15 protein-coding genes and 2 pseudogenes are annotated in these 13,998 nt (G+C 59.6%); 11 read left to right on the top strand and 6 right to left on the bottom strand.

Annotation, left to right across the window (positions count from 1 at the left end; genetic code table 11):
- The first annotated feature begins 4 nt into the window (after nt 1–4).
- Nucleotides 5–1,702 (top strand): hypothetical protein, encoded by a 1,698-nt coding sequence (locus tag BBA01S_RS22895; RefSeq protein WP_156966040.1) that lies wholly within the window; start codon nt 5–7, stop codon nt 1,700–1,702.
- Nucleotides 1,703–2,068: 366 nt separating this feature from the next.
- Here the strand turns inward: BBA01S_RS22895 and BBA01S_RS46030 are convergent.
- The 4 genes and pseudogenes from BBA01S_RS46030 to BBA01S_RS42250 form a co-directional block, all read right to left on the bottom strand.
- Nucleotides 2,069–2,308 (bottom strand): annotated as a pseudogene (locus BBA01S_RS46030) (aldehyde dehydrogenase (NADP(+))); the annotation flags it as partial.
- A 77-nt stretch (nt 2,309–2,385) separates the two neighbouring features.
- On the bottom strand, nt 2,386–2,646 hold the full coding sequence (locus tag BBA01S_RS46955) for a hypothetical protein (protein WP_156966039.1): 261 nt from the start codon (nt 2,644–2,646) through the stop codon (nt 2,386–2,388).
- A gap of 548 nt (nt 2,647–3,194) precedes the next feature.
- Nucleotides 3,195–3,317 (bottom strand): annotated as a pseudogene (locus BBA01S_RS46950) (IS110 family transposase); the annotation flags it as partial.
- 89 nt (nt 3,318–3,406) lie between these two features.
- On the bottom strand, nt 3,407–3,871 hold the full coding sequence (locus tag BBA01S_RS42250) for a LysR substrate-binding domain-containing protein (RefSeq protein WP_052391836.1): 465 nt from the start codon (nt 3,869–3,871) through the stop codon (nt 3,407–3,409).
- Between BBA01S_RS42250 and BBA01S_RS46945 the strand changes: the two genes are divergently transcribed.
- The 9 genes from BBA01S_RS46945 to BBA01S_RS22840 all read left to right on the top strand — a co-directional run bounded on the left by BBA01S_RS46945 (nt 3,870) and on the right by BBA01S_RS22840 (nt 10,514).
- A complete protein-coding gene (locus BBA01S_RS46945) occupies nt 3,870–4,061 on the top strand; it encodes a hypothetical protein (protein ID WP_052391835.1) in 192 nt (63 codons plus the stop codon). The genes BBA01S_RS42250 and BBA01S_RS46945 overlap by 2 nt on opposite strands.
- Complete coding sequence (locus BBA01S_RS45245; protein WP_027818496.1) at nt 4,058–4,246, top strand: alpha/beta hydrolase; 189 nt, start codon at nt 4,058–4,060, stop codon at nt 4,244–4,246. Before BBA01S_RS46945 ends, BBA01S_RS45245 begins: the two co-directional genes overlap by 4 nt.
- A 128-nt stretch (nt 4,247–4,374) precedes the next feature.
- On the top strand, nt 4,375–4,953 hold the full coding sequence (locus BBA01S_RS22870) for a DUF2889 domain-containing protein (RefSeq protein ID WP_027818495.1): 579 nt from the start codon (nt 4,375–4,377) through the stop codon (nt 4,951–4,953).
- A 74-nt stretch (nt 4,954–5,027) separates the two neighbouring features.
- The gene (locus BBA01S_RS42240; RefSeq protein WP_042297717.1) at nt 5,028–5,999 is read left to right on the top strand and encodes a LysR family transcriptional regulator; all 972 of its coding nucleotides are present in this window, start codon (nt 5,028–5,030) and stop codon (nt 5,997–5,999) included.
- 449 nt (nt 6,000–6,448) lie between these two features.
- Nucleotides 6,449–7,561, top strand: coding sequence for a porin (locus tag BBA01S_RS22860; protein ID WP_052391834.1), 1,113 nt, complete (start codon nt 6,449–6,451; stop codon nt 7,559–7,561).
- Nucleotides 7,562–7,706: 145 nt separating this feature from the next.
- Nucleotides 7,707–9,026, top strand: coding sequence for an MFS transporter (locus tag BBA01S_RS22855; RefSeq protein WP_027818493.1), 1,320 nt, complete (start codon nt 7,707–7,709; stop codon nt 9,024–9,026).
- 58 nt (nt 9,027–9,084) lie between these two features.
- Nucleotides 9,085–9,342 (top strand): hypothetical protein, encoded by a 258-nt coding sequence (locus tag BBA01S_RS22850; RefSeq protein WP_027818492.1) that lies wholly within the window; start codon nt 9,085–9,087, stop codon nt 9,340–9,342.
- 49 nt (nt 9,343–9,391) lie between these two features.
- The gene (locus BBA01S_RS42235; RefSeq protein ID WP_084162449.1) at nt 9,392–10,249 is read left to right on the top strand and encodes an IclR family transcriptional regulator; all 858 of its coding nucleotides are present in this window, start codon (nt 9,392–9,394) and stop codon (nt 10,247–10,249) included.
- 7 nt (nt 10,250–10,256) lie between these two features.
- Nucleotides 10,257–10,514, top strand: a complete 258-nt coding sequence (locus tag BBA01S_RS22840; protein ID WP_027818491.1) for a helix-turn-helix domain-containing protein — start codon at nt 10,257–10,259, stop codon at nt 10,512–10,514.
- On the opposite strand, the gene BBA01S_RS22835 is transcribed toward BBA01S_RS22840, so the two are convergent.
- Nucleotides 10,480–11,412, bottom strand: a complete 933-nt coding sequence (locus tag BBA01S_RS22835; protein WP_027818490.1) for an electron transfer flavoprotein subunit alpha/FixB family protein — start codon at nt 11,410–11,412, stop codon at nt 10,480–10,482. The genes BBA01S_RS22840 and BBA01S_RS22835 overlap by 35 nt on opposite strands.
- 14 nt (nt 11,413–11,426) lie before the next feature.
- On the bottom strand, nt 11,427–12,176 hold the full coding sequence (locus BBA01S_RS22830; protein ID WP_027818489.1) for an electron transfer flavoprotein subunit beta/FixA family protein: 750 nt from the start codon (nt 12,174–12,176) through the stop codon (nt 11,427–11,429).
- A 619-nt stretch (nt 12,177–12,795) separates the two neighbouring features.
- Between BBA01S_RS22830 and BBA01S_RS22825 the strand changes: the two genes are divergently transcribed.
- A complete protein-coding gene (locus BBA01S_RS22825) occupies nt 12,796–13,986 on the top strand; it encodes an acetyl-CoA hydrolase/transferase family protein (protein ID WP_042297715.1) in 1,191 nt (396 codons plus the stop codon).
- The last annotated feature ends 12 nt before the right edge of the window (nt 13,987–13,998 follow it).

The raw sequence follows: 13,998 nt of genomic DNA, 5'->3' as shown, positions 1-13,998 counted from the left end.
GGGGATGTCACTCGAGTTTCACTCGAGGAAGACGCTTTTGTGGGGAGGCAACGGAGCCGGAAAGTCCGCAATCCTTAAATCGACATTCCGGGCATTCGACGCAGAGCCGCACGGTGAGCTTCCTAGCTGGGACTACAATGCGATTGTTGCGGTAGATTTTTCCGTTGGTGACCGCGATTTGACGACGGTCCGGAAGGGCGACCTTCGAGCTCTATACGAAGACGATCGACTTCTTGGTGTCGCAACGAGCAGCTTGCAATGGAACGAAATATTCTCGACCGCTGTAGGTTTCGAGTTAAAGCTACTTGACCGCGCGGGTAAGTACCGTCACGCCGCCCCGAGTAATTTCTTCTTGCCGTTCTTCATCAATCAAGACGGCTCATTTGGGGCAGGCTGGGATACGTTTGACAGCATAAAGCAATTTCAGAGTTCAGCGGAGCACACGCTCGAGTTTTTCGCTGGCGTTCGACCTGTTCGTTATTTTGAATTGCGAGCCGAGGAGCAACTCGAAAAGAACAGATCAGCAGAGGCGAAGATTGAAATAGGAACCCTACAAAGGGCGCGGGCGCGTCTACGGCGTAATACTCGAGTCTCCCCGGTGAAGCTTAGCGCGAGGGAGTTTCACTCGGAAGTACGGGAGTTGACGGCTCGGGCTGTTGAGTTAGCTGAAAAGCAGGAAAAGCTCAGAAAAAGCATTGTCGAAGATCACGAGCTGACAGACTCACTGTCAACTCAGGTCAGGCTGTCCAATGCGGCGTTGAGAGAGCACGCGGCTGACTTCAGGTTCGCAGCAGAGACCTCCGCGTCAGACCGGAAGTTCGTTTGTCCGACGTGCAACGCAGAACATGATGATTCGTTTCACACATTTCTCGGCCTGGCTGAGGATGCCCGCGAACTGTCCACTCTGAAGATATTTCTTGAGAAGCGGTTGGACGTTGTTCAATCTCGTCTGGGACGGAACAGAAAGAAAGCTGCTGAACTACGAGACAAATATCGTGCAGTTCAAGATTTGCTAGGTGTTAAGCGCGGTAAATTTACATTTGAAGATTTCATTAAAAGTTATAGCTCGGACGTTGCCGACTCCCAACTGGCGACCGAAGAAAATAGCCTAATACGTGAACTTGAAGAGATTTCGGCGCGCATCTTGCAAATCAAAGCCGACCTAAAAGTTGTGGAGTCGACTCACGATTCAAAGGGGCCGGTCGATAGCTTTCGTGACAATTTTCGACAATCTATTGTAGAGCTGGACGTCGAGCAGTTGGATGGCGTGGATAAATGGCGCCTAGCAAAGAGACCGTATAGCTCTGGAAGCCGGTATGCACGGTCGATCATCGCTTACTATTCGGCGCTCTGGAGAACTATCGCTGAGAAAGGCGATTTACCTGCGCCCATTGTGATTGACTCGCCAAATCAAGGCGCACAAGACAAAGAGCATTTGCTTTCGCTTCTTGCGACGATTGCGGCTACAGCACCAAAGAACGCTCAGGTCATCCTTGCTCACGAGGAAAATCCTGGCGTTTTCGACGCAGATAAGATAGTCGAGTTATCTCGAGAGACCCGTGTGCTCAATTCGCAAGATTTCGAGGATATTTCTCCCGAGTTGTTCAGCTATGTTGAGCGTGCGCGTGCATTCGTGATCCAGATGAGTGGAGATGGCGGCGAGGATGAAGCCATCAACAATTTGGCAGCGGGTGACGAATGAGTAGCCGATATCTGACACATGTTCAAGTTTTCGCCTAATATGGCGCTTCGCGATTTCAGATCAAGCGGCTGAATCAAAATGCCAGAAGTTCTGAGAAGCACGAACGGATAATCGAGAAGTTGCAACGCGGACTTTACGACACCTCTATACAAGTCGGAGAAGGACAATTGAACAAGATTCTCTGGGTGAAGTTCGCGTGCTCCGACCGATACAGTGGTGGCGATGTGGTCGGGAATTTTCAGTGGTTAAAAGAAAATAAAGGCGGGGAAAAGGAGGGGTAAGCTTGGACGCGTCCCGAACTTTGATTATGCTCGCGCTTTGAGTTTGCGCTGTAGACGCCTCGAGGTTTTCAGCTTGGTGCGCCGGTCACGCTGCGACGCAAGGCCAGCAGATTGTTGTCCGCAGCGCATCGGGCAACAGCACGTCAGGCATGTCCTGATAGCTCACTGGGCGCAGGAAGCGCGTGATCGCGAGGCTGCCGACGGAGGTCGGCCGGCCATCAGAGGTCGCCGGGAACAGCCCTCCGTGCACCATCGCATGCTCGACCTCTACGCCGGTGCCGGTGCCGTTCACAAGCACACGACCGGCACGACGTTCGAAGGCCGGGCCGACTACAGACTGATGCGTCTTGAATGAACCGAGAAAAAGATCTTGGGCGGCTACGTCGCGATCTATCTATCGGTTCACGGTTTCGGACGTACCCGAGCGCAAGCGGTGAGCTGCCGGCACAGGCGGGCGAGGATGCCGCGCGAAGACTGGTTGTCGCCGCGCACGTGGTCGAGGTAGTGCGTGACAGCGCGTGCGGTGAGATCCTCACGCCAGGCACGCAGCGCGGCGAGCGAGGCGAGGTCAGGCAGTGCGGCGGGCAGCGGGGTGTCCGGGGCAGCGGGCGGTCCGTTTCCGGATCCGGTGCCCGGCTGGGCCGGCGCCGGGGCGGTTTTCATGCATCCAGTTTAGGTCACGTAGGGCGCATTTGCGATAGGCGGATTTATCGCAAATGACGTTTTCGTTCATCGGGTGACCTCGCTGAATTTCGAAGAGGTCTAGGCTGAAAAGAAATACCTCTGGCGTAGCGGAGCACGGCGCAATGCGAGGGCCGTCTGGAGGCGCAAGCGGTACCGTCAGGGATTACGCATGCCTCTGAGCCCATAAGCCCGTTCCGGCGCGACTAGAGATTCGGAAGCCTCGATAGTTTCAGTTACTACTGCGATGGGCGTCGCGTGCCACAGGCCAGCCGCGCATGGCGGCGGCCCAGGACTCGTTTGCTGAGCCGTAGTTGAGGGGGCGAGAGACGCATATTGACCCTCTCCGGTCATCTGCGGCGGAACTCGCCCGGTGGTTGCTTAGATCGAAAGCGGTCATCCTTCTTTCTGAAAAGCAACCACCCAAGCCATTTCTTCGAGTAACTCGCGGTTACGCCGCGTCCGCTGGCTTTCTGATCTGCGTCCAGGCAGCCTCTGGTATCAGCGACATCAGAACCCCAAAGCGCTGAAACGCGGTGCAGCACGGAGCGCGTCTGCTGTGACTCAGTCTCCGGCGTTACAAACCGCATTGCGGGACGCGCTGCGGTTTTTTAGATGGCTTCGACATCAATGAAGTCGTTCGTGTTTGACCTGGGTCGGAGCTCCAACAAAAGTTGAATGTCGCTCCGCGGGGCCTCCGCAAACCGCGTTGTGCGCTCGCCTGCAAAGTACACCGGGAGATCTACGACGAAAGGGAGGCCGGATCCTGGCGAGGCGTTTTGCGATAACGCAGTGACTCGACAAGCAACGAAAACGCCAGCGAACCCTCTCGCCGATTGACATAGTAAAGGCGGTAGCCCTCGAAGGTTTTGCGCCAGTCCGCCAGTACCTCGACGAGATGTCCCGCAGCCAGATAGTCGTGAACATAGACCTCAGGCAAATAGGCCAGGCCCGCGCCTGCCAGTGCTGCGTCGCGGATCGGCGTGATGCTGCTCAAGACGAGCGGACCGTCCACCTTGACGCGGTGTTCCTTGCCAGCCTTCGTGAATTGCCACGGGAGAAACTCCCCATGGGGTGGCAGGCGCAAGTTGAGGCACTGGTGCGCGATCAGATCGGGAGGGCGCTTCGGCGCGGTATGCTCGTGGAAACAGTGCGGTGCGCCTACCACGGCCATCGGAATATCGGGGCCGATTCTCATCGCGATCATGTCCTTTGCCACCAGTTTTCCCCTCACGGATATCGACATCGTCGAGGCCGTCGAGTACTACACCACGTCGCGTGGACAGCAATCCGGTTCGCCGAACAGGCTGCGTTTCTCGGGCCTACAGGCCGCGATGGGCATCGACGCCTTCCATCTGGCCGAACATCTGCTGACGCAACCGCTGCAGAAATCGTGATCGGCAGCCGACCCGGCGCGTTCGGTTCGCAGCGTGACGGCTACGAGTTGTTCAGCCGTGCCCGTTCGAGCCGCAAGAACTTCTTTGTCGTCGAAGGGGCGAGCCCCTACGATCTCTACGACAGGCCGCAGTGCGTCGAGCAGGCGATGAGCAAGCGTGGCCCCTTCTTCAAGAAAAACCTCTGAAAGGTTTGAAGACGGCGGCGTCTTTGCGATGTTGCCGTTTCGGTGTACGGAACAAGTCGATTGCGCAAATTGACTGTCTTGCGCGTGCACCGCATTCTGAAGGATACGGAACGGCGCAAGGGAAGGACATGAATGAAGCATCGATACCGGCCTCGACGGACGAAGTGACGCGCGAACCCATCCATATCCGAAACATTCACTTCGAAGGCTTCAGGCGCAGTGATGGCATGTTCGAAATCGTCGGCCAGCTTGGCGACACCAAACCGTACGAATTCACGCCGCCTGGCGGCCTGCGGGTGGTTTCTGCGAATACGCCGATCCATGACATCGGCGTATGTGTTGTCTTCGACCTGGAGATGGTCATCCACGCCGTTTCGACTTTCATGAGGGCGTTTCCCTATCGGGACTGCGCAGGCGGCGGCGAATCGTTGCAGGCCCTCGTGGGCTTGCGCATCGGCGCGGGCTGGAGCGGTGAAGTCCGCAAGCGCCTGCCTGCCGACGAGACCTGCACGCATCTGCGGGAGATTCTGATACCACTTGCGACGGCGGCGATCCAGGCCGTCAATCCACTACGCGCTCAGGGACTCATGGAGGCGACCGACGCAAACGGCAAACCGCTCAAGATCGACAGTTGCCATGCCTATGGTGCTTCGCGCGAACTTGTCCTGCAACGCTGGCCGGCGTTTCACCGGCCGTCGTCGTCTTGATCGCAGTTGAATTCGTGCGGTACGCGAGTGCGGTGCTGCCACGATTGTTTTCGGTCGCTTCCTGAGTTTGTCAGATGGATACATTGCACTGCATGCGCATCTTCGCGCGGGTCGCCGGCGCAGCCAGCTTCACTTCCGCTGCGCAGCATCTGGACATGACGACCGCGGCCGCGTCGCGCGCAGTAGCGAGCCTCGAAAATCATCTACAGGCTCGTCTGCTGAACCGCAGCACCCGTCGCGTGGTGCTCACCGAGGCCGGTGAGCGATATCTACGGCGTTGCGAGCAGATCCTCGCTTACATCGATCAGGCGGAAGCAGAAGCCGGCAATGCCCAGGCCTTGCCGGCCGGCCGTCTGCGTGTGCACGCCACAGCGGGATTCGGCCAGGCTTATGTGGTGCCTGCGATCGTGCGCTATCAGCAGCGCCATCGTTCAGTCGCGGTCGAATTGACGTTGTCACAGCACGTTCCAGACCTTCTCGACGAAGGCTATGACGTCACGTTGCAACTCAGCGCCGTGAATCTGCCCGATTCCGGACTTGTCTCGCATGCGCTGGGTACGTTGCATAGCGTGCTTTGCGCCGCGCCTTCGTATCTGCGTGAGCACGGGACGCCTGGCAGTGTGGCGGAACTCGCGGGACACGATTGCCTGCAACTGTTTTCGCCCGTGTTCGAACGCGACAAGTGGTGCCTGGAAGGGCCAAACGGGCCTGAGACATTTGAACTGCCGCCGTCGACCTTTCAGGTGAACGTTGCGGAGGCGTTGAGCGGGGCATTGCGCGAGGGTGTGGGCATCGGTGCGCTGCCCATGCCAACCGCCGTGCCCGCAATGCGCAATGGCTCGCTGCTCAGAGTGCTGCCGGAGCATCGTCTCCAGACACTCACGGTGTACGCCATGTATGCATCGCGCCAATATCTCGACGCGAAGATCAAAACCTTCGTCGAATTTCTCAAGGATTACATTCCCGAACTGCTGGCCGCTGACGAGGCTTCACTGAGCGAACCAGGCTATTGCACGACGGCACACGATTGCGGGCCGACGCCATAACGATGCATCCGCGCCGCACAACGCCCGACACCCAGGGTTAGTGCGGAAGCGCTTTGCCCTTCACCTCGGCGCACTGCCGGACGCTCCTCGAAGTACGGAACGTTTCAGGGGGCGTCGTTGACCCTCCTGGCTTCGATTGCTCTAATCGACGCAACGACACACACCCGGTTTTCAAATGCCCGATCGGGTAGGCCGGATACAAAGATAAATACACGATCTTTCAAATAATTGATTAGGCATCCTAGTTGAAATTTAAATTACGAAAGGCATGAATTATGGGCTTTCGTAAGCAATTCGATTGGAGGGCCGCCACCAGACTGACATGGCTTTCGCTCCCGTACTGGGGGTTTGGAGAAATCGCTGTGAAGCCAGAAGCCCTTAATCAAGGGTTTTCCCGCTCCATAGCGCTAAAAAAATAACAAAGCGATATCTATATCAAGGAGACAGACATGAGTTCATACGGCGTATTCAAATTCGCAGTCAAGCGAATGGCCGTTCTGATGGCGGTGTCGGCGTTGCCGGTCACTGTGTGGGCACAGTCCAGCGTGACGCTGTATGGCGTACTCGATGCGGGTTTTATCTACACGAACAAGTCTTTCAATCCGGCAAACGGACAGAACGGCGGCAAGCAATTCCAGATGATCAGCAGCGGGCTGGAGCCGTCGGTGTTCGGTTTGACCGGACAGGAGGATCTGGGCGGCGGCGTGAGGGCAAAATTCAAGCTTGAAAGCGGGATCAGTCTTGCCAACGGCGGTTTCGACAACAGCAACGGTGGCTTGTTCGGCCGCCAGGCGTGGATCTCTCTTGCGAGCAATCTAGGGGAGTTGAAGGCGGGTGTGCAGTTTTCGCCATTCATTCTCGCGCTTTACGATTCCGATCCGCGCAGTATGGCGCAGTTCGCCAGCAACATCTCCGTATATGGCAACAACACGTTCACCGGATCGTTCGTCTCGAACGCCATCACCTACATCTCGCCAAAACTGGCTGGCTTTACGGCAAGCCTGATGTACGCGCTCGGCGGCGTAGCCGGAGATTTCAAGGCGGGCCGCCAGTATTCTGCCAGCCTGAAATACGAGGGCGCGGGACTGCTGGTCAACGCTGCGGTCTACGACGCGAGCGCGGGCAATGAAGCGAGCCTGAACGACACGCTGTTCAAGGTTCCGCTGATCGCGAAGACCTTTGGTCTGGGCTACACCATCTCGTCTTTTACGGTGAAGGGTTCGTTCACCAACTACAAGGCGCCTGAGACCACGCTCGGTGGTCTGGTGGGCGGCGGCAATCACGATGTGTGGAACCTTGGCTTTGTCTACAACGCCACCCCGGCGCTCACGATCAATTCGGGCGTCTGGTATCAGCGCGCTCCGCATGAGTCAGGCACGCACGGACTGCTCGTCGCACTGGGCTCGCAGTATTCGCTGTCGCGACGCACGTCCTTGTACGCGCAGGTCGGCGTGGCGAATAACCGTGGCCGTTCCACGCTCGGTCTCGACGTGGATGGCGCGTTGCAGAGCACGAACGGCACGACCGTTGGCGGTGGTGTCGGCATCCTCCACAAGTTCTAGTCGCCGTCGCGCGCAATTCGCGCGCTGGAAAGCATCGCTTCGAAATCCGTCACTTGGTGGGGGCAGGCTGCCTCCCTATAGTTGGGCTAACCCAAAACGATAAAGGCCGCACGGTTCACTTGACCGTGAGAGGACAGGAGACAACGTGAACGATTCGTCTGAACAAACTGGAAGTCGTCTATTGGTCGTGCTGTTGTGCTTTTTGACCATTGCCGTGGATGGCTACGACCTCATCGTCTATGGCGCGACGGTGCCGCGTCTCATCGCGGAACCAGGCTGGGCGTTCAATGCGAACGAGGTGGGAATGATCGGCAGCTGGACGCTCGCGGGACTGATGGTGGGCCTGGTGGGGGCCGGGCCGCTCGCGGATCGTATCGGGCGTCGCAAGCTCATCATGCTGGGCGTCCTGTGGTTCTCCCTCGGTGCGCTTCTTTGCGCGCTCGCGCATTCGCCGTTCGCCTTTGGTGTGGCGCGGTTCGCAACCGGGATCGGGCTGGGCGCAGTGGTGCCGTCGTCGGTCGCGCTGAGCGTCGAGTACGCACCACGCAATCTCCGGCAACTGTACAGCGCGCTTGCGCTCACGGGTTACCCGATCGGCGGCGTGATCTGTTCGCTGCTCGCCATCGCGCTGCTCGAAAGTCATGGATGGCGCGTTCTTTATGCCGCTGGCGCTCTCTATATCCTCATTCTTCCGGTGATGTATTTCTTCTTGCCCGAGTCCGTGAATTTTCTCGTCGATCACGGCCGCAAGGATGAGGCGCGCGCACTGTCGTCACGCTACGCCATCGACTTCGACGAGGTTCTGCAAGAACAGCAGCACGCGTTGCATTCGCATTCCGCCACGCCGACACCGCGCGTGCGGGGCCTGACGCTAGCGATGTCGTCTGGCTGGCGCTCGGCGGTGTTGTTGTTCGCGCTGATGGCTTTCTGCATCCAGGTGGTTGTCTATGGTCTCAATGTCTGGCTGCCGCTCCTGATGCGCAAGGCGGGTTATCCGTTGGGTTCATCGCTCCAGCTTCTACTGGTGATGCAGTTCGGCGCGGTAACGGGCAACTTGTTTGGCGCATGGCTTTCGGATCGACTGGGATCGAGAAGGGTGCTCATTCCTTTCTTTCTCGCCTGTGGGCTGTCCCTGCTTGTGCTTGGTCAGAAGCCTTCTTACGTGTGGCTGATGATGGGTGTGTTCGGTGCGGGACTGGGATCGATTGGCTCCACCACGCTGAGCTATGGCTATGTCGCCACGTATTTTCCCGCTTCGTGCCGGGCCTCGGCGATCGGCATCGTGCAGGGGCTGGGGCGAATCGGCGCGATTCTGGGGCCGATGATCGGCAGTTGGGTGATTGGCGCGAATCTGGGAACGCAATGGAACTTCTATGCGTTTGCTGTGCCGACGGTGCTCGCAGCCATAGTCGTTGCCCAGATCAGGGAGACGGCGCCCGCACGCATGGCTTACGCGGACGTCTGACTGCCCATAGCGAGCCACGAATCGCACGACGACCCGATAAACGCACCCGCAGTCGCAGTTGAGTATTGAAATGCAGGAGACGATGATGGAAACGGTTCGAATGTCGTTGAGCGAAGTGGTGGCACGTTGGCTGGCGCCTGGTCATGCCGTGCCGTTCCGGGTTCGCGCGTTGCGTAACGCAGCGCAAGGCCGTTGCGTGCAGATACAGGCGCGAGCCCCATGTGGCGACATCACGCTCTGCTTTTTCCGGCATGACGACGGCGCGTGGCGGGTCCTCCCGCCGTCGCCCCAGAAGCTGACGATGCGCGCCGCGTGACAGGCGCGTATTCAACGTTTTCACTCGTGCCAACAAAACGGAGCAATCGATGTCGTTACAGTCGAACCTGGTCGACTACGAAGGCCCATCCGTCGCCCTGGCCTCAGATGACCGATGGAACCGTGGTGGCGGACGCGCTCACGCGAGCGGCGCGATGGTCACGCCGTTCGCGCGCTGCCTGACGATACTTTCAACATTCTCGCCGCACCAACCGTGGCGCGGCAACAAGGATCTCGTACTCGAAACCGGCATTCCCGCACCGACGATCTCGCGCATGACGCGCTCCCTCGTCGCACTCGGCTATTTGCATTATTCGCCCGCAAGGCGCAAGTACCGGCTCGCCGCGGCCGTGCTCTCGCTTGGCTACGCGGCCATCGCGCATTCCGGAGTACAACGCTTCGCGAGGCTCGAAATGCAGGCCTTCGCGAATGCAAACGATACCTGCGTAGTGTTAGGCACGCGCGAGCGTCTCGACGTGATTGTGCTCGAAACCTGTGCGGGCGAGCCGGTATCCGTCGATCCGATGCTTCATGCTGGTTCACGTCTGCGCATCGCTTCGTCGCCGATGGGTTGGGCGATGCTTTCGGTGCTCCCTGAGCTTGAGCGGTTCTACCTGCTTGGCAATGTCGAACGCAAGACGGAGCGCGACTGGCCACAATTGCAGCGACGCATCTGTGAGGGCATTTCGCAGGTGCACGACGTGGGCTATTGCGTGTTGTATGGCGATTCGGCATCCGACTCGACCTTACTCGCGACGCCGCTCGTCATTCAGGACCATACGCCTCTCGTGCTCGCCTGCATTGGCCCTGCTGCGCGGATGGGGCGTGCCCGCATCGCCCGCGAACTGGGGCCCAGACTCGTCGCGACAGCGCAACATCTCGAGGAGCAGGTGTCGATCAACGATTGATCCCAGCATGAATACCGACACACACATGAACGTGATGCTCACCGTCGAGCGAGGTCTCGAAGTGTTGCGCGACTTTCGCGCCGCGCGTGAGCCGCTGTCCAATGCCGAGATCGGCAGAAGGACGGGCTTTCCCAAGGCGACCGTTTCGCGTTTGACGACCACGCTGATCGCCGAAGGTTATCTGATCGGCAGAAACACCGCGCCGGTCGAACCGGCGCGGCATGACAGCATTAAAGCGCTTGCACCAGCTCGGGTACGAGCGTGAACAGATCGCCCACGAGGCCATAATCGGCCACGCCGAAAATAGGCGCTTCTTCGTCCTTGTTGATCGCGACGATGATCTTCGAGTCCTTCATGCCCGCCAGATGCTGGATCGCCCCTGAAATGCCGACCGCGATATACAGTTGCGGCGCGACGATCTTGCCTGTCTGGCCGACCTGATAATCGTTCGGCACATAGCCGGCATCGACCGCGGCGCGCGAGGCGCCCAGTGCTGCATTGAGCTTGTCGGCCAACGGTTCCAGTACTTTCGCGTAGTTTTCGCCGCTACCCAGACCGCGACCACCCGAGACGATGATCTTTGCGCCCGTGAGTTCCGGACGGTCGAGCTTCGTCGTTTCGCGGCTCACGAATTGCGAGAGGCCGCTATCGGCGGTTGCTTCGATCTTTTCGATCGCAGCGCTTCCGCCAAGGGCCGCGACGGCGTCGAACCCCGTTGCGCGCACGGTGAGCACCTTGACCGGGTCGACCGACTGAACGGTGGCAATCGCATTGCCTGCGTAGATCGGGCGCTCGAACGTGTCCGCAGAATTGACGGCGGTGATGTCCGAGATCTGCGCGACGTCCAGCTTCGCGGCTACGCGCGGAGACACGTTCTTGCCTGCCGCCGTGGCGGCAAACAGGACATGCGAATAGTCCTTCGCAAGGTTCAGCACTGTCGCCGCGACGTTTTCCGCGAGGCCTGCTTCGAGTTGCGGCGCGTCGGCCAGCAGGACTTTCGACACGCCCGCGATCTTCGCTGCGGCGTCTGCTGCTGCTTGAGCGTTGTGGCCCGCGACCAGCACGTGCACGTCGCCGCCAATCTTCTGCGCCGCTGCAACTGTGTTCAGCGTCGCTGCCTTAATGGATGCGTTGTCGTGTTCAGCAATAACCAGATTCGTCATTTTTCCATCGCTCCTTACAGCACCTTGGCTTCGGTTTTCAGCTTCTCGACCAGCGTCTTCACGTCCGGCACCTTCACGCCTGCTGAGCGCTTTGGCGGTTCAACGACCTTGAGAGTCTTCAGGCGTGGCGCGACGTCCACGCCGAGTTCTTCCGGCTTGACCGTTTCCAGCGGCTTCTTCTTCGCCTTCATGATGTTAGGCAGCGTGACATAGCGTGGCTCGTTCAGACGCAAGTCCGTCGTGATGACCGCGGGCAGTGTCAGCGACAGCGTTTCGGCGCCGCCGTCCACTTCACGCGAAACGGTTGCCTTGCCATCGGCAACCGTCACTTTCGAAGCAAAGGTCGCCTGGGGGAGATCGGCCAGCGCGGCGAGCATCTGGCCGGTCTGGTTCGAATCGTCGTCGATGGCCTGCTTGCCGAGAATCACGAGCGAAGGCTGTTCCTTGTCGACTAGCGCCTTGAGCACCCTGGCGACCGCAAGCGGCTGTACTTCAGCCTGTGTTTCGATGAGGATCGCGCGATCCGCGCCGATGGCGAGCGCCGTACGCAACGTCTCCTGTGCCTGCGAGGCACCCGCGGAAACGGCGATCACCTCGCTCGCCACACCGGCCTCCTTCAGGCGCACCGCTTCTTCCATGGCGATTTCGTCGAATGGGTTCATCGACATCTTCACGTTGCCGATATCCACGCCCGTGCCATCGGCCTTCACGCCGACCTTCACGTTCGCGTCGACCACGCGCTTGACCGCGACCAATACTTTCACCTTACGTCTCCTGTTCGTTACGACTGTCTCATCCCGCGAGCGAAGGCCGCCAAAGGAAAAGACGCCCGCCGGCGGCCGCCCCGCATGCATGTTCGAGGCCGGGAATCAATGCCCGATGCGTGGACGACCATCCGCTCTCAGTGCGGACGGCTGCGCGGCGGGGTGGAAATGGCCCCCGTGTCTGGTTGCGCGGCAAAGCGACGACAGCCAGTCACGGATGAGGACGACTGTATGGCAGGGGAAACCGGCAGGGAAGACGCCGCTGCACCGTGTTCCGTACAGTGGTGCGAGATGCGGAAGGTGAGACGCTTTCACCGGTTCTTTGCCGTGCTTGCGCAGTGCTGCGATTGTCGTATGCACGTGCAGATCGAAGTACGGAACGAGCGTCCAGACCACATAGACGGGAGTTCACGCCGATGCTGCAATGGTCAGAACTTCGTGCGGGACTGATCTTAAATGTTGGAGTCCTGCTTAACCCATACTCGTATTTGGCCACGTTCTTCTTCGCATGAAACACTACGAATCCCCGCTTCCGGGAGCCGCAGAATCGGCTGGTGCTTCGGCCCACGCCGGCACTATTCCCGACCTTTCCGGCCTGATCCGTCCAGGCGACACGGTGATGTGGGGCCAGTCTCATGCGGAGCCGGTCACGCTTATGCGCGCGCTGGTGGCGCAGCGCGACCGGCTCAGGCGCATCCGGCTCTTTCTCGGCATCGGCCTGGCCGATGTGCTCGCGCCGGAGCATGCGGATGCTTTCGACTTTCTCGCCTACTGCGGTAGCGGCGCGAATCGAAAGCTCGCCCGCGCGGGCGTGCTGGACATCCTGCCCGCGCACTATTCGCAGTTGCCAGCGTTGATCGCCAGCGGTGCGTTGCGTATCGATGTCGTGATGTTGCAGGTGTCGCCGCCCGACGAACAGGGGCGCTACAGTCTTGGCCTGGCTCGCGAATATCTTGTCGAAGCGGTGAAGCACGCGCGCGTGATCATTGCCGAAGTCCATCCCGAGGTGCCGTGGACTTATGGCGGCCCCTGGCTTGAACGCGCGGATATCGACCTGCTGGTTGCATCCGATACGCCATTCGTGGAGGCTCCCGGTGGAGCGCCTGGCGAGATCGAGCAGGCCATCGGTCGGCACGTCGCGACGCTCGTGGAAGATGGCGCAACGCTGCAGACGGGGATCGGCGCGATACCGGATGCCGTGCTCGCACAACTGCTCGATCGGCGCGATCTTGGCGTGCACACGGGTAGCATCGGTGACGGCGTTGCAGCGCTGTGCGAGGCCGGGGTGGTCACGAACGCAAGAAAGACGATCGACCCAGGCATCACGGTGGGCGGCGTCATCATCGGCTCGGCGCGCGTGCGCCAGTTCGCGCACCGCAATGCCGCGCTCGAACTGCGCGGCACGGAATATACGCATAACCCCAAAGTGCTTGGCAGGATCGAGCGCTTCGTCGCGATCAACTCAGCGGTAGAGGTCGACCTGAGCGGCCAGGTGAATGCCGAAATGGTCGCGAGCACATACGTGGGAGCGGTTGGCGGCGTTGGCGATTTTCTGCGCGCGGCGCAGGCCAGCCCCGGCGGCGTTCCGATCGTCGCGCTGCCTTCGACGGCGGGCGCGCATAGCCGGATCGTTACGCGCGTCTCGGGCCCGGTAACCGTGCCGCGCAGTGATGCCTGTGTGATCGTCACCGAATACGGCGTGGCGGATCTGCGCGGTCTGTCGCTTGCGCAACGCATTCCGCGGATGATTGCTATTGCGCATCCCGATCATCGTGAAAGTCTCGAAGCTACGGCACGCGCCCAGCGTTGAGCGCAGGACAGG

Origin of the sequence: Paraburkholderia bannensis NBRC 103871 (assembly GCF_000685015.1) — a bacterium.
GTDB classification, from domain to species: Bacteria; Pseudomonadota; Gammaproteobacteria; order Burkholderiales; family Burkholderiaceae; genus Paraburkholderia; species Paraburkholderia bannensis.
Note: the sequence above shows the minus strand (reverse complement) of the source record. Positions and strands in the feature narration are given on the sequence as shown.